The sequence below is a fragment of the Geomobilimonas luticola genome (assembly GCF_018476905.1).
Lineage (GTDB): Bacteria > Desulfobacterota > Desulfuromonadia > Geobacterales > Geobacteraceae > Geomobilimonas > Geomobilimonas luticola.
Genome location: NZ_JAHCVK010000003.1, coordinates 60,454 through 86,150, shown reverse-complemented (window position 1 = coordinate 86,150; position 25,697 = coordinate 60,454). Strand labels below are relative to the sequence as shown.

Genomic DNA, 25,697 nt, shown 5'->3' with positions numbered 1-25,697 from the left:
GGAGATGGGAATATGGCGAATGGTCTACACGGTTTTCCCCATGTTGCCACGGCCGGCAACATGAAAAATCTGGTCAAAGGGACGCTAAACTTGCTAATATGACACATCGCTGGCTATAACGCTGTGGCTTGCTGCAGTAACTACTTCCAAGGCAGTGCTTCGTGAACATTCTTCTTCTCCGTCCCCATCCGGGGAGCGACAAGTTCGGACTCGGGCCGTTTTTTCGTGTAGAACCACTCGGCCTGGAATACATCGGGGCGGCTCTGCTGGAAAAAGGGCACCGGGTGACGGTGGCCGATCTCCGCTTCCGTCCCGGTCCCGCCGCGTGGGTCAGGCGCAGCCGGCCGCAGCTGGTCGGCATCTCCTGCCCCCATGCCCTGGAATACGAGCGGATCCTGGAGACTGCCCGCGAGGTGCGCCGGGTGTGCCCCGATGCCTTCATTCATGTCGGCGGACACGCGGCGGCGGCATTTCCGGGGCCGCTGGAATGTGGCGACATAGATGCCATCTGTCTCGACGACGGGGAGGAGGTTGTCGTCCAACTGGCGGAGGCGCTCGAAAAAGGGCGGCCCCTTGTGGAGGTGCCGGCGCTCCGTCTCCGCACGGGTGACGGCTGGGTGACCACTTCCCCCCTGACCGAACGGACCTCGCTCGACCTCGTTCCGCTGCCGGCACGGGAACTGGTTGCCCGGCACCGCTCCGGGTATCACTGTCTCCTGTTCAAGCCGGTCTGGCTCATCGAAACGGCCCGGGGATGTCCCCACCGCTGCTCCTTCTGCTCGGTCTGGCAGCTCTACGACCGCTCCTGCCGTGAACGGAGCATCGGCGCGGTGGTGGAGGACTTCGCCACGGCGGGGGACGCCATCTTCGTCGCCGACGACCTCTTCTGGCACAACCCAACCCGCAGCCTGGAGCTTGCCGCGGTTCTCAAACAGCGCGGCGTCTTCAAGCGGTGGATTCTCGTCCAGACCCGGACCGACCTCCTCTGCCGGAGCAGCGAACTGCTGGCGGCCTGGCGCCCCCTGGCAAAGGATTTCGACATCTTCCTCGGCCTGGAGGCGGCCAGCGACCATGGCCTTGCGGACCTGACCAAGGACGCAGGGGTGACGGAGACCATCGAGGGAGTGAGGATCGCCCGTGAACATGGCTACGGCATCAACGGCAACTTCCTCATCGATCCCGACTGGACGGAGACCGAATTCCGGGAACTGTGGGAGTTCATCGCCCGGCATGGCCTGCAGCGGGCCGGATTTACCATCCGCACCCCCCTGCCGGGAACGGAATACTACCGTCAGGTGGAGCAGCGCATCGCCCCCCAGCCCTGGTCCAACTTCGATATGCACCATCTCCTCTGGGAGCCACGCCTCGGTGTGCGGCGCTTTTTCGAGCTCTATACCGAGACCTGGCGCCGTTCCATCCTCAATACCTCCGGCGAGAAGAGCATGCTTGACTGGATGCGCCAGGTGCGCCCGTCCCAGATACCCTACATTGCCCGGATCCTCTGGCGTACCCAGGCGATGATGAAGCCTGCGGCCTATCTGGAGGAGTACGAAGCGACCCGCGGGCGCGTCGCTCCCTGCGGGGCATCGATTGCCGCACCCGGCGCTGCGGAAGCGCCGTCTCATCGATAAGGTACGACACTTCACCTCAGCCCCTCCATAAATTCCCGAAGAACAAAGAAAGCCCTGGATTTATTCCAGGGCTTTCTTTGCGTCATCGTCCAGTACCGTCAGGTCATCTGACCATGACCTTGTACTGCAACGTAAAATTGGCACCATTGCCGTTCATGGTGCCGGTCATGGGGATCCGCCAGTTGGTGACATAGCCGTCGTAACCGGCCGGAGCTCCGCCGGCGCCGGAAACGGGGACGTAGGTCCAGGTGGCGCCGTTATCGCTGGAGTAGACCGGCGTTCCGAGGGTGAGCCCTGAAATGGGCGGTCCGTCGCCCATCTGGAACGGCACATTTGCCCCGAAGGAATTCACCCCCCAGAAAACGTAGGGGCTGAGCGCATCACTCAGTATTACGGAGGTGGCGATGCCGGAACCCGAGTTGGTGGTGAGCAGGGTGTAGGTGATGGCCTGTCCCGGAGCGGCGGTGGCGGTGCTGGCCTGTTTCACGAAGATCAGGCTCGGCAGCTGGAAGATGGTCAACGTGGCAGAAGCGGCTGTCCCCGTCAGCGGATTAACCGGTCCGGTTGCCACGGGAGCGCCGGTTGTGTTGGCGACGGTGCCGGTCGCGGTTACGCTCTGGGTAATGGTGCAGCTCCCCCCCGGCACGATGGTCCCCCCGCTGAATCCCACACTGGTCCCCCCATTGCTCCCCCCGGTGAGGGTTGCGCTCCCTCCGCCGGAACAGGCCACTGCTCCCGCTGCGTTGTTGGCCAGTGTTCCCGTGTAGAGATCGTTGATGCTGACGCCGGTGAGGCTGACCGGGTTTGCCGCGGGATTGGTCACCGTGATGACCAGGGAGGAGCTTCCCCCTGCCCCTATGGTGGCCGGGGCGAAGCCCTTGGTGACGGTCGGCGGAAGATAGGCGGAGGTGCTCGATGAGACGGGAGCTGCCGGGGCGGGGTTCGCGTTGGTGGAGGTGATGGCGTTGACTCCCAAGGTGTTGGTATAGGTGCCCACTGCCGTAGCTGTCACATCGACGGCCAGGGAACACGACCCCGAAGCGGGGATCGTCCCCCCGGCGAGGCTGAGGGTAGCGGTGCCTGCCGCTGCCGTGGCCGTGCCGCTGCAGGTGGAGGCCAGATTAGGGATTGCTGCAATGAAGAGACTGGCGGGGAAGGTGTCGGTAAGGGTCACGCCGGTGATATCCGCCGCATTCGGATTGGTGAGGGTTATGGTGAGCCGGTTGCTGCCGTCAACCTGGAAGCCGCTATTGGTAAATGACTTGGTGACGGTGGGCGCCGACAGGTACGCTACCAGGGTTGCCGTGTTGCTGTTTGGTCCGGGGGATGTGTTTGACAACGAGGTGACACCGGAGGTGGTGTTGTTGTAGCTGCCGGTTGCGGAGACCGACACGGTGACGTCGATAGTACAGGTTACGGCAGCGGCCGTGATGGTGCCTCCCGTCAGTTTGATGCCGGTCGAGCTGTTGGCGACCAGTGCTGCACCGGCCACATCGGTCAGGCTACCGCCGCAACTGTTGGCAATCGTGTTCACCCATTTCATCTGAGAGGGGAGGGTCGGGAATGTGTCCGTGAATGAAACGCCGGAGATGTCTGCACCGGCGTTGTTTTCGATGGTGATGCGCATCACGCTGGTTGCCGTGCCGCTGGCGATGGTAACCGGCGAGGTGAGGAACGACTTCGTGATGGTCGGTTTGGTGACGATATAGAGGGCGTCGGAGCCGGTGATGCCGATACCCTGGTCGGAAGCACCCCTTCCCGTGGTGTTGTAGTAGGTTGCCGGCGTGGTGTTGGTCGCACGGACGTCTGCAGCAATAGTGCAAACGCCCCCAGGGAGAAGAGAGCCGCCGGCAAGTGAGATACCGGTGCCGTTGGCGGCGGCCGTGACGGTTCCCCCGCAGGTAGAGGTGGTGTTTGGTGTGGCAGCGTTTGTTATGGCCGCCCCATTGAGGGTGCTGCCGTTCGGCAAGGTCGCGGTGGTCGGATAGGTGTCATTCAACGTCACCCCCGTCAGTGCCGTAGTCAGGCTCGGGTTGGTGATCCGGATTTCCATCCGTACTATGTCTCCCGGTCCGGCGGTGTTGGGGGTAAAGGTCTTGCTGACGGCGGGGGCAATCCAGGTTGCCGTGTTGCTGACGCTGCCGGTGCCGGCAAAGGGGGCGGTCAGGGTTACGCCGGAGGTCTGGTTGGCATAGACGCCGAGGGAGTTGACGGCAAGGTTTATGGTGAAGGTGCAGCTTCCGCCGGCCGCCGGGATCTGGCCGGCAGTAAGCCTGACCCCCCCATCTCCCCCTGTTCCGGACAACGCTCCTGCCGTTGCCCCGTTCCACGACTGGAGAGAGCTGCCGGCGCCGCATGGCGCGGCCGGCGAGAGGGCAGGGGGATTGGCGGTGGTCATGCCGGAAGGGAAAAGATCGGTGAAGGAGAGGCCGGAGATGCCCTCCGTGTGATTGTTCACGATGGTGATGCTCATGGTCGCCGCGCCTGTTGCCGCATTGAACGAAAAGCTCTTGGTGATGGTCGGTGTGGCGTTGACGGTCAGGGTTGCCGAGGCGGCGGTGCTGTTGCTGCCGGCATTAGTCGTTGTCACGGCTCCCGCACCGATGGTGTTGGTGTAACTGTTTACCACGCTGGACGTGACGTCGATGCTGACGGTGCAGCTGCCGTTGGGGGGGATGGCTCCTCCGGCGAAGGAGACCGAGCCGCCGGTAAAGCTGACCGTGCCGCCAGAGCAGGTTGTCGAGGTATTGGCGGTTGCGGCGGTGGTCACGCTGGCCGGGTAGGTGTCGGTGAAGGCGGCGCCGGTTATGGCCGTGGCATTGGCATTGGCAAGGGTTATGGTCAGGGTGGATGTCTGTCCCTTGCCGATGGTGGCGGGTGAAAATGCCTTGGCAACGGTTGGAGGGGAAAGTACCGAGATGGTGGCGGTATTGCTCCCCGGCCCGGCAGGGCTGGTTTCGTTGGCGGTGACCCCTCCCGAGGTGTTGTTGTATATGCCGGCTGTCGCTGCGGTTACATTGACGGTGAAGGAACAGGTTCCGCCGGCAGTGGGGATACCGCCGCCGGTAAGGCGGATACCGGCATCGCCGCCAGTCGGCATGAGGGCCGAGGCGGTGGCCCCGTTCCACGCACTGAGAACACCGCCGCAGGGTGCTGCCGGAGTGACTGCCGGCGGGCTGGCCGTCACCATCCCCGCGGGGAACAGGTCGTCGAAGGTCAGGCCGGTGAGTGCCCCGTTGCCGTTGTTGGTGATGGTGAAGGTCATTGCCGCCGTTCCGTTCCGGGGGATGGTCGGAACGGAGAAGGATTTGGATATGGTCGGTTTTGTACTGAAGGTGATGGTCGCCGATGCGCTGCTTCCCGTCCCCCCGTTAGTGGACGAGACGGTCCCCGTGGTGTTCGTGTAGGTGGTGTTGGCGCTCGCCGACGTCACGTTGGCAGTGACGGTGCAGGTCTGCCCCGCTGCCAGCGTCCCTCCCGTGATGCCGATGGTCGTTCCCGACACGGTCAGGACGGCGCCGGAACAGGTGGTCGCCGCGCCAGAGGGGACGGCGAAGCCGAGACCGGCCGGCGCGGCGGGGAGGGTGTCGGAGACGGCGATACCGTTCAGGGAATTTGCGGTGTTAGGGTTGGTTATCGTCAGGGTCATGACCGATGTCCCGTTGACAGCGACGGCGGTGGGGGAAAATGCCTTGGTGATGGCCGGGGCGCGGAGCACCACCGTCGTGGCGGTGGCGGGCACGTTGTCCGTTACCTGCAACGTGCTGTCAATGATGGTCGAGCCGATCCGGGCAGTGGCGGCATTGGTGTAGGTGCCCGGCGTGGCGGGAATGTTCGCCTGGAAGATCAGGCTCCGGGATGTGCCGGCCGGGATGGTGAAGAGGGACGACCAGGTCAGGGTTGTACCCGAAATGCCGGGGTTAGCGATTCCGGCGCCGTTGAACGATGACGAGCCGGCTACATACGTTGCACCTGCGGGGAGGACGTCGATGAAACTGTCCAGGCTCACGTCTTCCAGCCCCGAGTTGGTGGCGGTCAGGGTGTACGTCACCCTCCCTCCTTGAGCGGGGAGGGTGACGTTGCTTACTGATTTTGCCAGCACCACAGATGCCTGGGCCGATACCACCGGCTGCAGACCCCCGGCGGTCGAGTACGCGCCGCTGCTCAGGCTGGTGTGCTTGATATTGGCACCACTTGCAAGATAGGAAACAGGAGAGAGCGACGTCGTTGCTCCGGTCGTACCGACCGCGCGGAAATAGAAGGTTCCGACGTAATGGGTGTCGGAGGATGACGGAACGGTGTCGATATAGAGCATGTTGTCATAGGAACCGGAGTTTCCTCCGGAAAGAGTAATATTGCTGCCGATCAATTCATAGGCATCTGCACGCCAACTGGCAAACGCGGCCGGAGTCAAGGATAACGGACCGCCGGCGGAACCGGTGCAGGCGGATGGCGGGTTAACACATCCAATTTTCCCTGTGTCGCCATCGATGGTCATGGCGATGACCCCTCCGATCGTGGCAGGATTGGGTCCGGACACAATAACGTTGACCGAGTTGGAACTGGCCTGAATGACGTTGTTATTAATTGTCGTCGACGGGATAGTGGTTGTATCGACCAGGGAGCCTCCCGCCGCAGGATTGCCGTTGTAGAGCCTGATGTCGTAGACCTGCGCTGGCGAGGGGGTGGTGGCGGTATAGGAGGAACAGAGGTAAAAGAAGGCCGGCTTGGTCTGCCCTGCCGTCAAAGGTCCGACATGGTAGGCGCCGTCATCCCCTCCGCCGAGGGAAAGGTACCCCCCGGTGAAGTTGCCGATGGTCACCCACGCATCGGTAACTGTCACAGATTCGGCAACATTGAGGGAGACATAGCTGCATTTAGGGACATCGGGAGACGCAGTGCCTGTATCCGTATAGAACGTTGTCCCGGAGGTCCTCGTGACCGTTATGGCGGCATGGACCGGCGTTGCCGCGACAAGGAACGCCATGACAAGGGCGAAGAGTATCGTTCGTATGGTTGTAGTGTGCGTCATACCCATGGTTTTTTGCTCACGTTGATTCCCGTTTGTCATCTGTTCAGCCACGAGATAGCGTCCTTGACCGAGTTCTGGTCGAACTTGAAGCGGAAGCGGACGAACGGCCCCTGGGCCGTGTAGTCGGCGGCGGAGAAATCCTTGTCGGTGAACCCCGCAAAATTGTAGCCGAGACTGACCCAGGCATTCTGCACGATATTGTAGCCGACGGAGGCCCCGGTGCCGTAGGCGAACTGGCCATTGCTCCAGGTATGCAGGAGGCTCCCCCGCAGCCCGATGTCCCAGTCCTTGGTCAGGTCGTATCTCCCTTCCACTCCCACGAGGTCCGTGTAGCCACTGTAATCCCTGCCGTCAATGGTCTCCCGGACATACTTGCCACCGTACTGGAGGGAGATCTGGGTTCTGCCGTCCGGCTTGAAATTGGCGTTCAGGTTGTTGACGATGCGCCGGTTGTCCATGGTGAAGGTTCCTCCCCGTTGCCGGTCGTAGAGGATGTCCAGGCGGTCGAGGACGATCCAGCGGGTCAGCTGCGGCCGGTAGGCGAGACCGAAGCGGAGGTCGCCGCTGGTCTTGGTGAGCGTCGTGGCGTTGGAGTTGTAGAGCTGCAGTCGGGAAGAGAGGGCAAGTCCTTCCTTCGCCTCCCCCACATAGGACGTGGTCATTCCCCACCGGTCTTCGGTTTTGGCGGAGCGGACCTCGACCCTGCCATCCCAGTTCCAGTTCTTTTCACGGTAGTTCGTTCCGACGGAAACGGCGGTAAAATCCTCACCACCAGCAGAAACCGCGGGGGTGTCCGGTTTGAACGTGTAGGTGTTCTTTATGGTCTGGCTCCGCTCCACTCCGCCGTCCACGCTCCACTTGTCGGTGAGTTTCACCGTCTGCCTGAGACCGAAGAGGGCGAAGAGGCGGTCACTGCTTTCCCCCAGGTCCTGTTCGACGGTGCTGTTCAGCGTACTCCCTTCCCATGGCGTGGCTTTGACCCCGACTCTCGTGGTGTTGGTTTTCGACGTGGCCCCGCTTGTGAACTCCTGCTGGGCAAAGAGGGTGGCGGCTTCAATCAGCTTGAAGTCGGCACCGAACGTAGTCCGGGTCGGGAAATCGGTATTGCTGTTGCTGCCGATGGACTGGTCATGTTCGGCGCGCAGGGTCAGCCGCTTGTTGAGGGTCAGCCAGCTCCCCCCTATGGTCAGCTGGTTCGAGGAGTTGGTGGTGCCGTCCGCCAACTGGTCGGAGGCGTGGCGCAGGCCGAGACTGGCGGAATACTGGCCATCGCTGTAGGCCGTTTTCCCTTCGACGACGTCACGCTTCAGGCTCGAAGCCAGATTTTCCTGGCGGTACGCCTGCCCACCGAGGGTAATCCGGTCGGCGAGCTTGTATGCCGCTTCGGCGCCCATCTTGCGGGTCCCCGATTCGCTTGCCTGCTGCTGGCCGAGGCCGAAACCGGTTTCCAGTTCCCTGAAATAGATTCGTGCGTCGAACAGCGGCGAACGGTGGGCAAGTTCCGCGAGATAGGCGCTGCCGTCGCGGGACAGTCCGCCATAGCTCGTTTCGGTCCGGGCCATTTCTCCCTTCAGCGTCGTGCTTGCACCGATTTTAATGGCGGTGTCCAGGCCGTAGCTGTTTCCCCTGCCGCTCACTTCCCCTTCATGGATATAGGTGAAACCCGCCTTGAGCTTCTGGTCCAGGAGCTTGACCCCTGCGCGGCCGCCGTAGGTGTACGATTCCGAGCCGGTGCTCCTCGTTTCGTACTCGACCACGATGAACACGGGGTTGAAGTTCTCGTCCCGATTGGCAATCGGCTCCTTGAAGAAGATGGTGCCGGTGTCGTAATCGATACTGTAATCGGTGAAGCGGCCCATGTCACGGGATTTCAGGATAATTTCTCCATGGAACCGGTCGCGGACCTCGATCCGTATCTTGTCCGAATTTTCCACGATGCCGGTACGGGTAAGGTGGTACATGCCGGAGGTGCCATCACCCCGGAGCTCATCCTTCACATAGGACTGGTCGGTCTTGCTGCCGAAGGCGTTCAGCTCGATATTCCTTCCCTGGAATTCGGTCTTCACTCCGGTCATGCGCCGACTGTACCGGGAGAGCTCGGTAACGGTGAGGTCGGTGTCGAAATCGCCGAACAGGGCGTAGAACTGGTCCCGCTCCAGCTTCAGGTAGAGTTTGCGGGAACTTGCCGCATCGTACCGTTGCTGGCTGGCATCCCCGTAGAGGGGGTAGTAGGCGTTGGGGTCGATGGTCTGGAACAGGCCGTTGCTCCCCGTGGTGGAGGTGTTCTTCCTGGTGTCGTATGCGGCCGTGAGGAGCCATTCCCCCTTGATTTTCCCCTTGGCGTAGAAGGCGAGCCGGCCGTCGTCGTAGAAGTTCTCCTCGTCACCTGTCGAGGTGAAGTTTTCCATGTGGCCGGCAACCGTGTTGTACCCGGCCGTCCCTTCCGCCAGGCCGACCAGGATCCAGTCGCGCAGCAGCGGTTTTACGTAGGTCTCCGTTTCCAGTTTCACGTTGTTGTAGCCGAGGGTTACGCGGTAGAGGCCGCTGGCGTTGACCGGCTGGAACAGGATAGTCCCCTTTTCGTCGACATGGACCTGCTCGAACTGCCCGACCTTGGGCTCGGGCAGCTCACCCTCCCGGCTGACCGGTTTGAGGGTGCCGCTCCGGATCTCCAGGTCGGCGGCTGCCGGGATGGGTGTGCCGTCGGCGTCCACCAGTTCGACCTGGAGCCTGACCGGTGTCTTGCCGTCGGCGACGTTCCCTTCGGCCGACTTGAGACGGAGGGAGGCGACCTGGCCGCTCCGGATGACGGTGATGGTCTGGTTGAAGCGGGCGTTGCCGAAGGGGTCCATCCCCTGGAACTGGAGGGTGTGCTCTCCCCGCTTGCCGAAATCGACCCCCACGTAACTGTAGAACGTCTTGCCGGACTTCTTGTCCTTCATGGTGTAGCCGATGCGGTCAGCCGGGACCTCTTTCCCGTCGACGAGGAGACGCGGGGTGAGCTGGGACATGAGGCTGGCGCGGACGCCGTTTATGGGGTTGATAAGGACGGTCCCCTTGTCGGGGGAAAGGATTCCCTCCCTGTCTGTGGCCGCTGTGTCGCTCTGCATCTCCTTCGGTTCCCTGGCGACCGGCGGTCTGTTCTCCACCGGCTGGGGGGCGGGGGCGGGAATACCCGCAACGGGGGTCGATCTGGCTCCGCTCTCCCCTTTGGCAACCTCCGTGCGGCTCATGTCGATGATCCGCTGTGCCTGTACCCGGATTTCCACCCGCCGGTTGAGTGCCCGCCCTTCTTCGGTGCCGTTGTCGGCAACGGGAATGGATTCCCCCTTTCCTTCAATGGTGAGACTGGAGGGGGGGAGGTGGAGGGCTTCCATGAGATAGCGGCCGACACTTTTTGCCCGGGCAAAGGAGAGGGCGGTGTTATCCCGGTAGATATGGCGGTTGCGCGGGGCAATCCGGACATTGTCCGTATGGCCTGTCACGGCTATGTCGGTAACGCGCAGCACGAGCATCAGCCGGGCCAGTTCGTCGAGCTGCGTTTTGTCGTCGTCGGTCAGTTTGGCGCTCAAAACGGGGAAGTGGGGCTGAAGGACGAAATTGGAGAGTGGTATCCGTCTTTCATCGGTCACCTGGCGAAGAATGGTTTCCGCCGGAGGGGTCGCCAGACCGGCAGCCGTCGGTGAATCGAAGGTGAGGGTCGCCCTGGTGGGGAGGTCCCCCAGTTTTGCCGGAGAGGGGAGTGCAGCCGTGAAGCCGATCTCCCGCTTCCAGTCGCCACTCTGATTCCCCAGAGAATAGGTGAGGGTGGTACCGTTTACTGCGGGATCACCAATCGCTGTGCCATCCATCCTGCTGCTTCCTCCTTGGTAGACGGCTCCTTCCGGGAGCTGGACGTTCAGCCTGAGGTTGCCGACTGCCACAGGGCCCCCCCGCAGCAGTGCGCGGTACCCGACCGTCGCTCCCTGGAGGGTGCTCGTCAGCTCAAGAGTGACGTCCCCCTTCTGCTGCACCATCTCAAGAGGTGCCTCCGCCACGGGAGAAGCCTTGACTGCCACGGGGAAATCGACGCGCCACATGGTTCCCCCCTGGAGGTCGACGAACTGGGAAAATGCCCTGCCGGCAAAGCGGCTGTTCTGTTCGCAGGGAACAACCTGGTAGCCGTCGGGGAGGGAGTCGATGTCGAGCTGGACCACGTGGGTTCCCGGCTTGACCCCCTCGAAGTGGAACATTCCCCGGCTATCGGTATCCACGAAGGTCCCGTCCTCAAGGTAGATCCGCACCCCGGCAAGCCCCTTGTCGCCGGTCGTCGCGCGGGCATCGCCGCAGCTTCCGGCAAAAACCCGACCCATGAGCAGGTTCCTGCTGGACATGAAGTCGCTGGTTACCTGGACGGTAGCCGTAGCCGTATTGGATGTGGAACCGGCGCTGCTGATTGCGGCGGCATGGTTGACGGCATTCCCGGGGACCGCACCGGCGGAAACCGCTGCCACATACCGGACCCTCACCGTTGTTGCCGCGGGGAGGTTGCCGACCGGGAAGGTGAGCGTGCGCCCGTCGGCGGAAATCGCCGGCTCGGAGGTCGCCATATCGTTTATCTTTGCGGAACCCTGCTGGTAACGGAAACCGAGGGGAAGCCGGTCAGTAACGGAAACGCCGGGGGCTCCCGCCACGGCGCTGGTGTTCTGGACGCTCACCTCATAGGGGATGAAATCGCCAATGGCAACGGTGGATTTGCCGGCGGCCTTCTGTACCCAGAGGTCCGTCGCGAAGGGATCGACCGGCACGTCGATGCGGAGGGCCGGGCCGGGGTTGACGACGAAGGTCTCTCCCCGCGATGCCGTTCCGAGGGCATAGGGAGCTCCCGGCAACTGCTGGAGTGTTGTGTCGGCAACCGTCGAAGGTGCGATATAGCCGGCGGGGGGAGCTACCTGTAACGTGTAGGTGCCGGGGCCGACAAAGGGGAAACGGTAACTGCCGGGAGCGAAAGCGTAGCTCCTTCCCGAACTGTCGGTGGTCGTGGCCCCGGTTGTCACCGTTGCCGGGAAGCTGCTCGTCCCGTCATCGCCATACACCGTGGCGGGCTCACCGGTTGCCACATTGATGATGGTGACCGTCGCCCCGTTGACCGGTTCGCCGGTCTGGCTGTTGAATACGATACCAAGGGGGTCCACGAGGATTCCCGCGCTGGATGCATCGGAACCGTCGTCCTTATCGGTGTAGTTCCCTTTTATCTGGCTTCCCTGCTGTACGCCGAGTGTCCCGGAATAGGGGGCGGAAGCCGCGGGTGCCGATGGAATGTATCCGACGAACATGCCGGTATCGGGTCCCGTTTCGGTCAGGCGGAGTGTTTCCGTGTCGCCGGTCGTAGGATCGCTCAGGGTGACGAGAACTGTCTCCCTTGCGGTCCGGTCGAGGTTCTGGTCAAGGTCGGTCAGGCGTATGAAGACAGGTTCTCCGCCGTGAAATACCGTTGCTGCCACCAGCGGCACCGGTTTGTTCAGGTCGACGGGGGTGCCGGATCCGACGGGAACCGGTGCCGGCAGATTGACGAACGGCGCCCCGGGGTCGCTGCCGGTGCGGTATGCCGTTGTCGCTACATCAACCAGAGGTGCACCGGACAATGCCGGCGCATAACTGAGAAATTCCATGGTGGAGGTGGTGCGGATCACCACCGTTACTGTCGCGGATGCATAAAGAGGGGGTAATTCAAAGCTCGATACCCTTACCGTGCTGACGATTTTGTCCCCCTGAACCGGGGTGAGTGCCCGGGCGGGTGATGCAAGCGAAAGGATCAGAAGGGCCATCAGGATCAAGGAAGAGAGCGTGTTTTCCCATGGGATACGTGCGTTGCGGGGTACTTTCGGACGCAGGAAGGAGTGTGCCGGCTGTATGGCCGCACCGGTCCCTTTACCTGCGGAGTGCCTTTCCGCGGGTCGGCTGCCGACTTCCTCGGCCCGGCGATTACGCCGTATGTCCGACCAGATCTGTTTCAAGCCAACGGTGCCTCGATAGCCGCCATTGCCGGGGCAATGGTTTTGGAAAGGAGGGTGGACGGGACGAATCCCGTCCACCCGGGGTCAGCCAGGTCAGTTGATTTTGACCTGGAAGAACAACTGCACGGCATTTGCCGCGCCCGGCGCCACGGTTCCCACGATGTAGGTCGCGGTGCCGGTGGTGGTGAGGTTATAGTCGAAGCCGTCGCCATCGCCGTTGGTGTCAGTCAGCGCAGTGGGGGCAGCGGCATAGGTGGTTGCTCCTCCCGTTGCCCGCTTGGCGGTGCCGGCCTGGTAGGTGGTGAACATGGTCATCGGGTCGGTGATGACCACGCTGGTGGCGTTACTGCTGCCGCCGTTGTTGACGGTAATCCGGTAGGTCAGCGTGGCGCCGGGTGCGGCTTGGGGAACGCCGCCGGGGAAGGTGGCGCCGCCGTCGATGGAGACCTCCTTGGTGACGGTGAGGCGCGGAGCCTGAACGGTAGTCGTGGTCAAGTCGGCAGGGGTGGAGGGTTGCACGCTGCCGGCATCCCGGGCACTGACATTCACGTCGATGAAGCCGTCGGCGGCTCCGCCCAGGGTGCCGGGGGTGACGGTGAGGGAGAAGGAGCCCCGCTCGCCGATCTGGGTCCCGGCAGGAATTGCACCGCTGGCCGTGCCGTTGCCGTTGACGGTGATGGTGGATGTGGTCGCGCCGCCGTTGTCTGCAATGTTGGCAACGGTATAGACCTGCCCGAGGATCACGATGGTGTCGCCGATGGCGATGCCGTTGATGGCGCCGCTTCCCGGCGTGTCGTCGCTCGGGACGGTGATCACGGAGGTCCCGCCAGCAGCTATGCCGCCGGCCGGGATGGCGATGGCGACGGTTGATGCTCCCAAGGAGATGGATGCCGGCGTTGATGCGGTTGAGCCGGAGATACCGGTCTGGGAAGCGACGGCTGATGTCAGCGTGTAGGTGTCCAGACCGTTGGCGTTGGAGGTGAGGTAATAGGTATAGACCGCGTTGGTTCCGACGACGGTATTCTGGTCGATCGGTGAGCTCAGGGTCGGGGTGGCCGGTACCAGCGTGACCTTGACGTCCGAGGTTGCCGTGACGTCGGTCTGGGGAACCCCGGCGGCGTTGCTGTACTTGACGGTGGCCGTGTTGCGGATGATGGCGGTGGCGGCGGTGGTTGCCTCGGCTGACGGGGGTGAGCCGAGGGTGACCGCCACCGTCAGGGCCAGCATGCCGAGGAACAGGCGGCCGGATACGGTGAGGCGGGGTGAAATCCTTGGTTTCATGATGATCTCCTTTGCTGTTGCTCCTGATGGAGTACGTACCGCGATTCGCTGCAAAACATTGTCATGCGAAGGGGAAGGTCTGATCTCCGGCCCGGCACGGGGGTGCCGTCGGTTACCGGGTGGCGGTTTTGCGTGGTTTGGAAAGCTGGTGAGGGAAATTTGGTCGCTGTTTGATCTGTTCATACGGTTCCTCCTGGGCTGTGGTTAATTCTGTGGGCGAGGCTGAGGGGTTATTTTACTTTTACCTGGAAGCCGAGTTTGCCTGTCCCTCCGGCAGGGATGGTCGTGATGGTCCAGCGGACGTGGGTATATTCCTCCGGCGAGGCGACCCGCTGATCCAGCTTGCCCGACGGAAGTTTTACTTCATACGTGAGGAGGCTTGGTTTCTTGAAGGTTTTTCCACCGTCGATGGAGAAACTGATGTCCGCCCCCTGGCCCGTGGCACTGCCGGGAAGATAAACTGTCCCGGTTGGAATCGGATTGTCTACCACGGCGCTGGTTGCGCTTTCGTTGCCGGCATTGGCATAGGTCAGGGTGTAGAAGAGGATTTCACCCGGTGCTGCATTGGTGGCGGCAACCCTCTTGGTGGCCTTCTGGCCGTTCTGAAGCGTTGTGACCTCTTTTTCCGTCTGGATGGCGATGGTCACCTGGGGTTTTGCCAGTGCCACCGAGGCTGTCAGGATGACGGTTAACGTGAGAGCTGCTTTAATGACCTGCTGTTTCATACGAACCTCCTTTTGATGGTGCCGGGTGAGAAATGACAATGAGCGCTTCTGCTCAATGGTGCAGGCAGGACTGACTTCAGCGCAGCGGTTGTGTTTACACCGGTCTTGATTAACGTGTTGGACGTTATTTGACGGCATAGTGGCGAATTTCTGCGACGGTGTTGTCGTGCAGGAGAAGGAAAAATGACGATTCCTGGCGATCCAGGAGGATGGAGCGTTGCGGTGTTTTCAGCAAGCACCGATGCCGGGAGGCAATGGCACGTACTATGACGTTGGCTGTGATGCAGAGTGCCCGGAATAAAGCGGCTCATTGTCATTCCCTCCATCACAAAAAGCAAAAGTGCCGAAATCGGACGCAGGTATCCCGTCGATTTAGGTAGGAAAAATCTGCTCTCTTCGGTGGTACGGCCCGCTTTCAATGCGCGGGTGCGTAATTCTGCGTTATCGTGTTACTTATTACATAGCAGTATTTGTGCCAGAGATATATTTCTGGGGTTAATTTTGCCTTGGAAATATGGTGAAAATCCGCAATAAGACGACCAATATTATCCTTAATGTCCTGAAGTGTAATAAAGTTGTTCTTATATAGCATCGGTGCAGTGGGGAAATCAAGAGGGAATTACATAAAATTTCAGAAAGTTAGCGATTGCGTTCCGGGGTCGAATGCAGAGTCGTAGGTGGCAGGTAATCGAGAATACGCAAGATGTAATTTCGCGAAATGGCGTCTAAAAATATATTTTTGTGAAATTTTACGGAAGCGGATAGTCTCAGTCTGATGGCAGCGGTATTGAAAAGCCAGAAATAGGGCTGTATTGCAGATTCACGAGGTGGGCACAAAGCCCGCTGCATTAAAAAAGCCCCGCGGTTTTCCGCGGGGCTTTCTTGTGCTACAGATGAAACGCAGACTGTTATTCGCAGAGGTCGAGCTTGACGTCCCAGTTCTTGACCTTCATGGTGCCGTTCTGCGCCAGGTTGAGGTGCATCTTGAAGGCGCGGTCCCACAGCTGGGGCTCGTGGCCGATCCCCTTGGCCAGGGTGTCCTTCAGTGCCATCTGGTAGTAATCGGTGAGGATCGGCTTGTAGTCCGGATGGGCGCACTTCTCTATGATCTTCAGGGCGCGGTCGCGCGGGCAGAGGCCGCGAAGGTCGGCCAGACCCTGTTCGGTAACGACGCAATCCAGGTCATGCTCGGTGTGGTCGATATGTGAGCAGTGCGGAACCACGCAGGAAATGCCGTTCGGGTCGGTCTTGGACGGACGGCTCGACGGAGTGTGCATGATCTTCAGGTAGCCGTTCCGGAGGAAGTCGCCGGAACCGCCGAGGCCGTTGATCATCCGGGTGCCGCCGACCAGGGTGGAGTTGGCGTGGGCGTACATGTCGATCTCGACCGGGGTGTTCATGGCGATGCACCCGAGACGACGGATCGGCTCCGGGGCGTTGGATATGGAGAGCGGACGGAGCGTGATCTTGTCGAAATACCGCTCCCAGTTCTCGAAGAACCGCGGGAAGCCCGGGGTCTCGGAGAGGGAGAGCGAGCAGGAAGAGGCGCAGAGCAGGTTGCCGCCGTCGAAGAAGTCAAGCATGGTGTCCTGGAGAACCTCGGTGTAGACCGACAGGTTGCGGAACGGTCCCTTGGCCAGGCCGCCGATAACGGCGTTGGCGATGGAGCCGACGCCGGACTGTAGCGGCAGCAGGTTCTCGGGGAGACGACCCATCTTGATCTCGTGGGAAAAGAAGTCCATGATGTGGCCGGCAATAGCTTCGGAGGTGTCGTCCTGCTCGGCAAAGGCACGTCCCTTGTCGCGGAGCTTGCTTTCCACGATAGCTACGATCCTGTCGGGATCGCAGGGGACGTAGGGGGTGCCGATCCGGCTGTCGGCCGCGGTGATCAGGAACGGAGCACGGTGGGGCGGCTTCTGCTGCATGTGGATGTCATGCATCCCCTCGAAGGAGGGCTGACCGGTGTTGACCTCGATGATGATCTTGTCGCACAGGTGCAGCGCTTCGGCGACGATACCGCAGGAGGTGGTCAGGGCCAGGCCGCAGTCCTCGGTGATGGCGGAGACTTCGATGATGCCGATGTCGTAGCGGCCGTTCCCGGTGTAGAAGCCATAGCCGGCATCCTGGGCGAAGTGCCCGAGATGCTTGTCACCCATCCGGATGCGGCCGGCGTTGATGCCGGCAGCGATGTTCTTGCCGGTCTGGTACGGCCAGCGGCGGTCGATCATGTCGAGAGCTGCCCAGCGGTCCTCGGTTTCGGCCCCTACGGAGGCGCCGATGAACAGGTTGAACTTCCACTGGCCCTGAAGGTTGTTGGCCTCGACATGGTTGGCCAGGGCGATGGGCACCATCTTCGGGTAGCCTGCCGGGGTGAAGCCTGACCACATGAGATCCTGGCCGGGGCTAAAGTACTTGATGCAGTCTTCAGCCTTGCATACCTTGCTGAGCAGGGACTTGCGACGAACGCGACTTTCCAGTGTGCCGAATTCAGACATCTTCTACCTCCTGTTGTGTGATGGGTGCAAGCTTAGATCCGGAATGATCTCTGCTTTCGATACCTCGTCAATGCCGTTGCCCAGGTGGTTCGGGCCTCTTGGTTCATTGTATGCTGTATACACAGATGAAAAGTAGAACCGGATTTTACTTTAGTGTATTCCTATAGTCAAGCTTAAAATGTATTAAAGTTTCTCCGGGGAGCGAGGAGCTAAAGGGTTCCCGTGACGGGTGACGCCCCCTGCGGTATCTGCCTGGAAACCGGTTACCTGCCGTTCTCCAGGTTAAGTTCCTGCAGCGGCCCGAAGGTTGTCAGCGGCTGGTCGAGCTTCTTCGGGTCGCCGACCACCATCAGAACCATGGCGTCGGGGTGGAGGTACTGGCGGGCTACCCGCAGCACGTCCTCCCTGGTAACTTTTGCGATGCGGTCCCGGTAGTTTTCCAGGTATCCCGGTGGATAGGCGTAGTATTCGAGCCGTGCCTGCTGGTTGACGATCACGTCCGGCTTGGTAAAACCGAAGAGAAAGGAGTTGACGATGGAATCCTTTGCAAGCGCCAGCTCCTGGTCGGTAACCGGCGCCCTGGTCATGCCGGTGATGATGTTGCGCATGAGGTTGATAGCCTTTGCGGTGGACTCCGCCTTGGTTTCGGTTTCGGCGAGAAAGATGCCGGTAAAACGGCGTCCTATATCGAAGTAGCTGTCCACGTTGTACGCCAGTCCCTGATTGGAACGGATCTCGGTCGTGAGCCGGGAGGTGAAGCCACCGCCGAGGATATAGTCCATCACCCGGATGGCGTAGAGGTCCGGGTTGTCCTTGTCGATGCCCAGGTGTCCCATCCGGATCACTGACTGGCTGATATCCTTGGGGGCGAGTAGTACCGCAGGTTTCACGTCAGGGCGAGGCTGAGGGACGGGTGGCAGATCGACAGTCTGCTGTTCCCATCCGGCAAAGGCGGCATTGAGCCTGGCCAGCATCTCTTCCCGCTTGAAATCACCAGCCACCGCCAGGATCGTGTTGTTGGGGTGGTAGAACCGACGGTGAAAGGCGACCAAGTCGTCGCGGGTGATTTTTTCTACCGTGGCGATGGTCGGATAGCGCCCGAGCGGGTGCCCTTCATAGAGCTTCTTGCGCAGTTCCCGGTCTGCCACTCCTTTAGGGTCGTCGTTCTGTCGACGCAGGCCTTCGATGGCCCGTTTCCTGGCCAGGGTGACCCGGTCCTCGCGGAAGGCCGGCTTTCTGAGGACCTGGGCAAACAGTTCCAGGGTCCGGTCCAGGTTCCTGGCGAGGGTGGCGAGGGAGACGTTACCAGCGTCGGCTCCGATGCTCGATTCTATGGATGAGGCCATGAATTCCAGTTCGCCGTCGAGCTTCTCCGGGGGGAGAGATGCCGTGCCGCCGCTCCGCATGACGGCACCGGTCAGACCGGCCAGGCCGACCTTGTCGGCCGGTTCGTAGATGCTGCCGGTTCGGACGTAGGCGGTCATGTTCACGAGGGGGAGTTCGTGGTCCTCCAGCAGGTAGACCACCATGCCGTTCGACAGCTGGACCCGCTCGCTCTTCGGTATGGTGAAGGTGAGGGGGGCGTAGGTCAGGGTGCGCGGGTCGGTCATCTTCGGTGCCGTCGCACAACCGGCTGCCAGAGTGCAAAGAAGTATGATGGGGAGCCAGATTGCCGGAAGTTTTCTCATTTCTCTGCCCCCTTCTTGGTGATGAAGCCGACCGTCCTGTTCTCACGGGTGAGGTACTTTTTGGCCACTCTCATGACGTCCTCTGGAGTGACCCTGGCCACCTTCTGCCGGTGTTCGATCAGGTAGCGCCAGGTGCCGGCAATCGCTTCGTACTCGGTGAGGTTGCGGGCCAGTCCGCCGTTGGAGCCCATCTGGCGGACTTCTTCGTATTCCAGCCGGTTGAGTATCTGCCGGAGATCATGCTCCGTCACCGGTTCCCGTTGCAGTTTCCCCAGTTCCTCGTAGATTGCGGTTTCAACTTCCGCGGTGGTGTGGGGGGCCCGGGGGGTGGCGGAGATGACGAACAGGTTCGGATAGCGGCTGCCGGGGGCGGAGAACGAGCCGACATCGGTGGCCATCTGCCGTTCCACGATCAGTTTCTTGTAGAGGCGCGAGGTACGGCCATCCGCCAGGAGCATGTCGATGACGTCGAACACGTAGTCGTCCGGGTCCGGCAGGGTCGGCTTGTGGAAGCCGATAATGAGGTTGGGTTCCGCGTCGGCCAGGATCTCGATCCGCCGTTCACCGTCCTGGGCAGGCTCTGTCACCGCCACCGGAGCAACCGGCGTGCCCTGCGGGATGGCGCCGAAGTAACGTTCCACCAGCGCGATGGTCCTGTCGGTGTCGATGTCGCCGACGATGGCGATGATGGCATTGTTGGGCGCGTAGTATTTGTGGAGGAATGCCTCCGCCTTGGTCCGGGAGAGGTTCTCGATGTCCGACATCCAGCCGATGATCGGCTGGCCGTAGGGGTGGGCGTGGTAGGACGCCGCGATGAAATTCTCCCACAGCTGCCCCTCCGGTTCCGTGTCGTAGGATCGGCGTCGTTCCTCCATCACCACGTCCCGCTCCGAGTAGAACTCCCGGAGTACCGCGTTCTGCATCCTGTCGCTCTCGATGGCTGCCCAGAGCTCCAGCTTGTTGGCCGGCACATTGATGAGGTAGGTGGTGCCGTCCTTGCTCGTGAAGGCGTTGTAGCCGCTGCCGCCGTTCTTCGCGTAGATCTCGGCAAACTCCTCCTTGACGACGAATTTCGCTGCCTCCGCCTCCAACTGGCCCAGCTCCTTCTTCAGGGAGGCGATGCGGGCCGGGTCCCCCTTTTCCCGTTTGGCCTTCTCGTCCATGAGCTGTACGGCGGTCGCCTCTATTTTGTCAAGGAGTGGCTTCTCGGCGGCATAATCCTTCGTGCCGAGGGTTGTCGTCCCCTTGAAGAGCATGTGCTCCAAAAGGTGGGCAAGCCCCCGCTCGTCGCTTCGCTCATCCACGCTCCCCACCCGGAAACGTATCCAGGCGGCGATGGTGGGGGAACTGTGCCGCTCCACCAGGAGAAGCTTCATCCCGTTCTTCATGGTGTGCTCCCGGACCTTCTCCTCCAGTCCGGCGGCGTTGGCGGTGGCGGCGAGCATGATGCACAGCAGGTTACATGCCAGTAACCGGTACAGCTTAGTCATCGTGGTACCTCACAGTTTTATGTACATTGCGTCTAATACGGGGTTTAGAACAGCGAAAATTTCACGTACCGCTTGGGGTTTTCCTTGATGTCCTTCACCAGGGCGTTGGTGTCGTCCACCATTCGGTTCAGCCGGTCGTAAAGCTCCTTGTCGTTCAAAAGCTTGCCGGCGGTCCCTTCTCCCCGGTTCACCCGGGTGGTGATCTCCTCCAGGGCCAGGACGGACCGATCGGCGCGGTTCATGAGCTCCATCCCCTTGTCGTAGAACTCCCGGTCCCCCAGGAGCTTGCCGACGGTGCTCTCCTTGGAGGTGAGCTTGCGATTCAGTTCCCGCACGTCGTCGGCCGCCTGGGCGCTCTTGTCCGCAACCGCCACCAGCTTGTCGTAGAGCTGGCGGTCGTGGACAAGCTTGTACAGGGAGCCTTCCGCCGACTGGATATCCTTCAGGGTCTGGTCGGCGCGGTTGAGAATCCCCACCAGCCGGTCGTAGGGCTCGCTCTTGCGGGTAAGCTGTCCCAGGGTCCCCTCGCCGCGGTTGACGTGGTTGGCAAAGGTGTTGAGTTCCGTGGAAAGATGCACCAGGTTGTCATAGAGGCGGGGGTCCTTGGCGAACCGCCCCAGGGTCCCTTCCCCCCGGTCCATGGTATCCATCATCCGGTTGACCCGGTCGAACGCCGACCCCGCCTTCTGCATGACGTCGTCCAGTTTCGCCACCGACGTGCCGTAGAGTCGGGTTTCCGGGTTTTCGGACACGAACTGGCTCGGGATGACGTCCACGTACTTTTCCCCCAGCAGTCCGCGGGTCTTGACGGTGATCACGGAGTCCCTCCCGATCTTTTTCAGCGCCCCCCGCTCCACCTCCATGACCACTTCCACCTCATTGGTCCGGTCGGGATGCTCGAAGCGGATATCCGTTACCAGTCCCACATCGACTCCCGCCAGCCAGACCGGTGCGCCGACCTTGAGCCCTGCCACGTCGGTCATGATGACCGACAGCTTCCCCTTGGGGACGAAGAACTTGGTCTTGTCCCCCATGACCAGTATGCCGCCGCTGAAGAAGAGCAGGGCTGCAACGATGAAGATGCCGACCTTGATCTGGGACCAGGTGATGTTGTCGCTTCGTTTCATGGTTCCGTTCCGTTAGCACGTGATGATCACGTTCTTGAGAGATGTTAGTGTTCCGGCAGATGGTTGTACCTGAACAGCGACTGCTCCGTCGGGGCGAAGAACTCGGTAATCGCCGGGACAGAGCAGGTGAGCATCTCCTCCCGTGTCCCCTCGAATGCCAGCCGTGCCTCGTGGAGGAAGGAGAAGCGCTGGGAGACGGCGAAAGCGGTCTCCATGTCGTGGGTGACCATGAGGGTGGTCTTCCCCTCCTGTTGCAGGCGGTTCATGAGGTGACGGATGTTGTAGACCCCGATGGGGTCGAGCCCGGTAGTCGGCTCGTCGAAGAAGATGTAGTCCGGGTCGGAAGCCAGGGCCCGGGCGATGGCGACCCGCTTTTTCATTCCCCCGGACAGTTCGGCCGGGTAGAGGTCGATGGCCTGTTCCAGACCGACGAAGCTGAGTTTTTCCCGGGCGATCCGCTCGATTTCCGGCTCCGTGAGTTTTCCCTCCTCGAAGAGCCGGTAGCCTACATTCTCACCGACGGTCATGGAGTCGAACAGCGCCCCCCCCTGGAAGACGATGGCGATGTGCTTGCGCACCCGCACCAGTTCGTTTTCCCTGAGCCCCGCAAGGGGAGTGCCGTCGATGCTTATGGTGCCGCTGTCAGGGGTGAGCAGTCCCAGGAGAAGCTTGAGGATGGTGGTCTTGCCGGCCCCGGAGACACCCAGGATGGTCCGGTTCACCCCCCGCTCCAGGAAAAGGTTGAAATCCTCAAGGATCTTCCGTCCCCCGAAGTCGAAACAGACCTTTTCCATTCGTATGCCGCTCTCTGGTGCCAACGAACCAGCTCCTTCATCTTCGAAAATCAACGCAAAATCAATTGAACGCGGAAAAAGCAGAGAACATCGGATAAAGGCGGATAACTCGGGATTCAAGATTCACCCTAACGATTGGCTAAGGTGTTGTCTAATCCGCAGTTATCATGGTTTTTTTCGACTTTTCCGCGTCCCCATGGTTTTTCAGGCTTATCACCTGAACACGATGAAAATCTTGGTCAGGAAGAAGTCCGAAACCAGGATGAGCACCGACGCGAGCACCACTGCCCGCTTGGCCGAATTCCCCACCCCCGCCGCGCCGCCGCTGGTATTGAGCCCGACGTAGCAGCTGATCATGGCAATGATCCCGCCGAAAAAGGCGGGTTTGAACACCCCCTCGATCAGGTCCTGGAACACCATGAACTGGGGGATGGATTTCCAGTACATGACCGGGTTGATGCCGTAGCTGAAAGACATGATGTAACCGCCGATCAGCGATATGCCGTCAGTTACCATCGCCAGAAGCGGCATGGCGATGACCAGCGCCTTGAGCCGGGTAGTGACGAGGCGCTTGACGATGTCGGTCCCCTCTACCCGCATGGCGTCCACCTGTTCGGTGACTACCATGGTGCCGAGTTCGGCCGAGATGGCGGAACCGACCCGGCCGGACACCATCAGGGCGGAGAGGACCGGACCCAGTTCCTTGACCATGGTCACTGCAACCATCCCCCCCACGTAGCTCGTGGCGGCAAAGGGCTTGAGCTGGATGAGGGCCTGGAGCGCCATGACCATGCCGGTGAAAAGGCCGGTCAGGGAGATGATAAAGAGGGATTCGACGCCGATCTTGTCCATCTGGGTGGCGAATTCCCGGTAATAGAAGGGGCGTCGGAAGATGTTGCGGAGTGCGCGCCAGGTAAGGGCGAAGAGCGCCTGGATTTCGAAAAAAAACAGTTTCAGCGTATTTTCGGCAAGCTTCAGGGGCATAGGTTCCGGCTTTGGGCAATAGGCAATAGGCAATAGGCAACATGGGTTTCCTGTTGCCCATAGTCCATTGCCCATTGCCTGGTTCTTTTTATTGTAGTGCCTGGGCGATGGCTTCCCGCACGTCGTCCACGAAGACGAACTCCAGTTCGTTCCTCACGTCGTCGGGGACATCTTCCATGTCCTGGCGGTTGCGGGTGGGCAGGACCACCTTCTTCACGCCGGCCCGGCGGGCGGCCAGCACCTTCTCCTTGACGCCGCCGATGGCGAGCACCCGGCCGGTCAGGCTGATCTCGCCGGTCATGGCCACGTCCCGGCGGGCGGGGCGGCCGGTTATGAGGGAGACGATGGCGGTGACCATGGTGATGCCGGCAGACGGGCCGTCCTTGGGGATGCTTCCGGCCGGAACGTGGATGTGGATGTTGGCGCTGTCGAAGGATGTGTCGGCGACATCCCACTCGCTGCCGTTTGCCTGCACGAAGGAAAGGGCGGCACGGGCCGATTCCTTCATGACGTCCCCCAGGGAGCCGGTCAGGATCAGGTCCCCCTTCCCCTTCATCCGAGTCGCCTCGACGAAAATGATGTCGCCGCCGGTCTCGGTCCAGGCCAGCCCCGTCACAACCCCCGTACGGTCCTTTTCCGCCGCCACCTCGTTGAAGAAGCGGCGCGGGCCGAGAAACTCCTCCACAACCGCCGGAGTTATGGTCTGCCGCGCTTCCTTCCCTTGGGTAACCTCCTTGGCCACCTTGCGGCAGATGGAGCCGATGCTCCGCTGCAGGTTGCGGACCCCCGCCTCCCGGGTATAGTCGCCGATAATTCGGGCGACCGCCGCCGGTTCGAAGACAGGAGGTGTGGTCCCGAGGCCGTTTTCCTCGATCTCCTTCGGGATGAGGAAGCGGTCGGCGATCATCGCCTTCTCTTCGGTGGTGTAACCGGCGAGGGGGAGCACCTCCATCCGGTCCCTGAGGGGGGGCGGAATCGGATCGAGCTGGTTCGCCGTGGTGATGAACATGACGTTGGTGAGGTCGAAGGGGACATCCAGGTAGTGGTCGGTGAAGGAGAAATTCTGCTCCGGGTCGAGGACCTCCAGAAGGGCGCTGGCCGGATCGCCCCGGAAATCGAGACCGACCTTGTCCACCTCGTCCAGCATGAAGACCGGGTTGTTGCTCCCGGCCCGGTAGATTTCCTGGATGATCCGGCCGGGAAGGGCGCCGATGTAGGTGCGGCGGTGACCGCGGATCTCCGCCTCATCCCGCATCCCGCCGAGGGAGATGCGGATGAACTTGCGCCCCAGTGCCCGGGCGATGGATTTGCCGAGACTGGTCTTCCCCACCCCCGGAGGGCCGACGAAGCAGAGGATCGGTCCCTTCATTTTTTCACGGAGGGAGCGGACCGCCAGGTATTCGAGGATGCGCTCCTTTACCTTTTTCAGGTTGTAGTGGTCCTCGTTGAGGACCTCTTCGGCCTGGTTGATGTCCCGGTTGTCGGTGGTACCCGTTTGCCAGGGCATGCCGGTCAGGTAGTCCAGGTAGGTGCGGGAGACGGTGTACTCGGGGGATGCGGGGTTGATCCGTTCCAGCCGCCTGAGTTCCTTGTCGGCAATCTTCTTCACCTCGTCCGGCATCCGGGCCGCATCCAGCTTGCGGCGCAGGTCGGTGAGCTCGGCGGAACGGGCGTCTTCCTCTCCCAGTTCCTCCTGGATCTGCTTCATCTGCTCCCGGAGGATGAATTCCTTCTGGGTCTTGCCGACCCGCTTGGTCACCTCCGCCTGCACCTCTCCCTTGACCTGCAAACGCTGGACCTCGGCGGTCAGGTGCATGTAGACCTTCTTCAGCCGCTCCAGGGGATCGACGGTCTCCAGCAGCGTCTGTTGCTCTTCCAGGGGGAGGTTGATGTAGAGGGCCACCAGGTCCGACAGTCGGGCCGGGTTGTCGATGTAGTCGATCATCTTCATGACGTCGTCGGGGAGGGGGCGGCCGTAGGAGAGGGCGATCTTCAGAAGGGCGTTGAGGCTGGAGACGAGGGCCTCGGAGACCATGGTCTTTTCGGAGAACTCCCGGATCTGTTCCACCCGCCCCAGGGTCACCGGCTTGTCCTCGATGGTTCCGGTCAGGCGGATGCGCGACAACCCCTCCAGCGTTACCTTTGCCCCTCCGTCGGGGAGTCGCTGGATCTGGGTGACCCTGCAGGCGGTGCCGACGGCGTGCAGTGACGACAGCATGTCGCCTGTAAGTTCCGTGCGGAGCATGGCCAGGGCTACCATGTTGTCATGCCAGGTGGCTTCCTCGAAGATGGCGATCTCCTCCTGCTTGAGGAAGAGGGGAAAGATCATGTAGGGGAATGCCACCATCTCCCGCAGGGGGTAGAGGGGTATGACCTCCGGCACGACGATTGTGGAGTGATCCGTCATGGTTCGGTTCCTTGGTAGGTGGTGCTCAACCGGTACAGGTAGCTGGC

The 25,697-nt window shown here is 61.3% G+C and carries 12 protein-coding genes; 1 reads left to right on the top strand and 11 read right to left on the bottom strand.

Annotated features, from left to right (window positions below; genetic code table 11):
• Positions 1-161 precede the first annotated feature (161 nt).
• Positions 162-1,631: a B12-binding domain-containing radical SAM protein gene (locus tag KI810_RS17585; protein ID WP_214175270.1), complete on the top strand. Its 1,470-nt coding sequence runs from the start codon at positions 162-164 to the stop codon at positions 1,629-1,631.
• 103 nt (positions 1,632-1,734) lie between these two features.
• On the opposite strand, the gene KI810_RS09350 is transcribed toward KI810_RS17585, so the two are convergent.
• From KI810_RS09350 to lon, 11 genes are all read right to left on the bottom strand, one after another.
• Positions 1,735-6,669 carry a beta strand repeat-containing protein gene (locus KI810_RS09350; RefSeq protein WP_214175269.1) on the bottom strand — a complete coding sequence of 1,645 codons (4,935 nt, stop codon included), beginning with the start codon at positions 6,667-6,669 and terminating at the stop codon, positions 1,735-1,737.
• 29 nt (positions 6,670-6,698) lie between these two features.
• Complete coding sequence (locus KI810_RS17455; protein WP_214175268.1) at positions 6,699-12,470, bottom strand: OmpA family protein; 5,772 nt, start codon at positions 12,468-12,470, stop codon at positions 6,699-6,701.
• A gap of 282 nt (positions 12,471-12,752) precedes the next feature.
• A complete protein-coding gene (locus KI810_RS09340; RefSeq protein WP_214175267.1) occupies positions 12,753-13,940 on the bottom strand; it encodes a DUF11 domain-containing protein in 1,188 nt (395 codons plus the stop codon).
• Between the two features lie 230 nt (positions 13,941-14,170).
• The gene (locus tag KI810_RS09335; protein WP_214175266.1) at positions 14,171-14,665 is read right to left on the bottom strand and encodes a DUF11 domain-containing protein; all 495 of its coding nucleotides are present in this window, start codon (positions 14,663-14,665) and stop codon (positions 14,171-14,173) included.
• A gap of 908 nt (positions 14,666-15,573) precedes the next feature.
• Positions 15,574-17,160 carry a succinyl-CoA:acetate CoA-transferase ScpC gene (gene scpC / locus KI810_RS09330; RefSeq protein WP_214175265.1) on the bottom strand — a complete coding sequence of 529 codons (1,587 nt, stop codon included), beginning with the start codon at positions 17,158-17,160 and terminating at the stop codon, positions 15,574-15,576.
• A gap of 263 nt (positions 17,161-17,423) precedes the next feature.
• Complete coding sequence (locus tag KI810_RS09325) at positions 17,424-18,848, bottom strand: M16 family metallopeptidase (RefSeq protein WP_214175264.1); 1,425 nt, start codon at positions 18,846-18,848, stop codon at positions 17,424-17,426.
• A complete protein-coding gene (locus tag KI810_RS09320) occupies positions 18,845-20,338 on the bottom strand; it encodes a M16 family metallopeptidase (RefSeq protein ID WP_214175263.1) in 1,494 nt (497 codons plus the stop codon). Before KI810_RS09320 ends, KI810_RS09325 begins: the two co-directional genes overlap by 4 nt.
• A gap of 44 nt (positions 20,339-20,382) precedes the next feature.
• Complete coding sequence (locus tag KI810_RS09315; protein WP_214175262.1) at positions 20,383-21,465, bottom strand: MlaD family protein; 1,083 nt, start codon at positions 21,463-21,465, stop codon at positions 20,383-20,385.
• A gap of 44 nt (positions 21,466-21,509) precedes the next feature.
• Positions 21,510-22,283: an ABC transporter ATP-binding protein gene (locus KI810_RS09310; protein ID WP_281412576.1), complete on the bottom strand. Its 774-nt coding sequence runs from the start codon at positions 22,281-22,283 to the stop codon at positions 21,510-21,512.
• Between the two features lie 189 nt (positions 22,284-22,472).
• Positions 22,473-23,243 (bottom strand): MlaE family ABC transporter permease, encoded by a 771-nt coding sequence (locus KI810_RS09305; RefSeq protein WP_214175261.1) that lies wholly within the window; start codon positions 23,241-23,243, stop codon positions 22,473-22,475.
• An 88-nt stretch (positions 23,244-23,331) separates the two neighbouring features.
• A complete protein-coding gene (lon, locus tag KI810_RS09300; protein WP_214175260.1) occupies positions 23,332-25,650 on the bottom strand; it encodes an endopeptidase La in 2,319 nt (772 codons plus the stop codon).
• Positions 25,651-25,697 lie beyond the last annotated feature (47 nt).

Bases quoted from the DNA above. Each gene is read 5' to 3' on its own strand.
- KI810_RS09350 (WP_214175269.1), bottom strand. From the start codon at position 6,669: ATGGGTATGACGCACACTACAACCATACGAACGATACTCTTCGCCCTT.
- KI810_RS17455 (WP_214175268.1), bottom strand. From the start codon at position 12,470: ATGGCCCTTCTGATCCTTTCGCTTGCATCACCCGCCCGGGCACTCACC.
- KI810_RS09340 (WP_214175267.1), bottom strand. From the start codon at position 13,940: ATGAAACCAAGGATTTCACCCCGCCTCACCGTATCCGGCCGCCTGTTC.
- KI810_RS09335 (WP_214175266.1), bottom strand. From the start codon at position 14,665: ATGAAACAGCAGGTCATTAAAGCAGCTCTCACGTTAACCGTCATCCTG.
- scpC (WP_214175265.1), bottom strand. From the start codon at position 17,160: ATGTCTGAATTCGGCACACTGGAAAGTCGCGTTCGTCGCAAGTCCCTG.
- KI810_RS09325 (WP_214175264.1), bottom strand. From the start codon at position 18,848: ATGAGAAAACTTCCGGCAATCTGGCTCCCCATCATACTTCTTTGCACT.
- KI810_RS09320 (WP_214175263.1), bottom strand. From the start codon at position 20,338: ATGACTAAGCTGTACCGGTTACTGGCATGTAACCTGCTGTGCATCATG.
- KI810_RS09315 (WP_214175262.1), bottom strand. From the start codon at position 21,465: ATGAAACGAAGCGACAACATCACCTGGTCCCAGATCAAGGTCGGCATC.
- KI810_RS09305 (WP_214175261.1), bottom strand. From the start codon at position 23,243: ATGCCCCTGAAGCTTGCCGAAAATACGCTGAAACTGTTTTTTTTCGAA.
- lon (WP_214175260.1), bottom strand. From the start codon at position 25,650: ATGACGGATCACTCCACAATCGTCGTGCCGGAGGTCATACCCCTCTAC.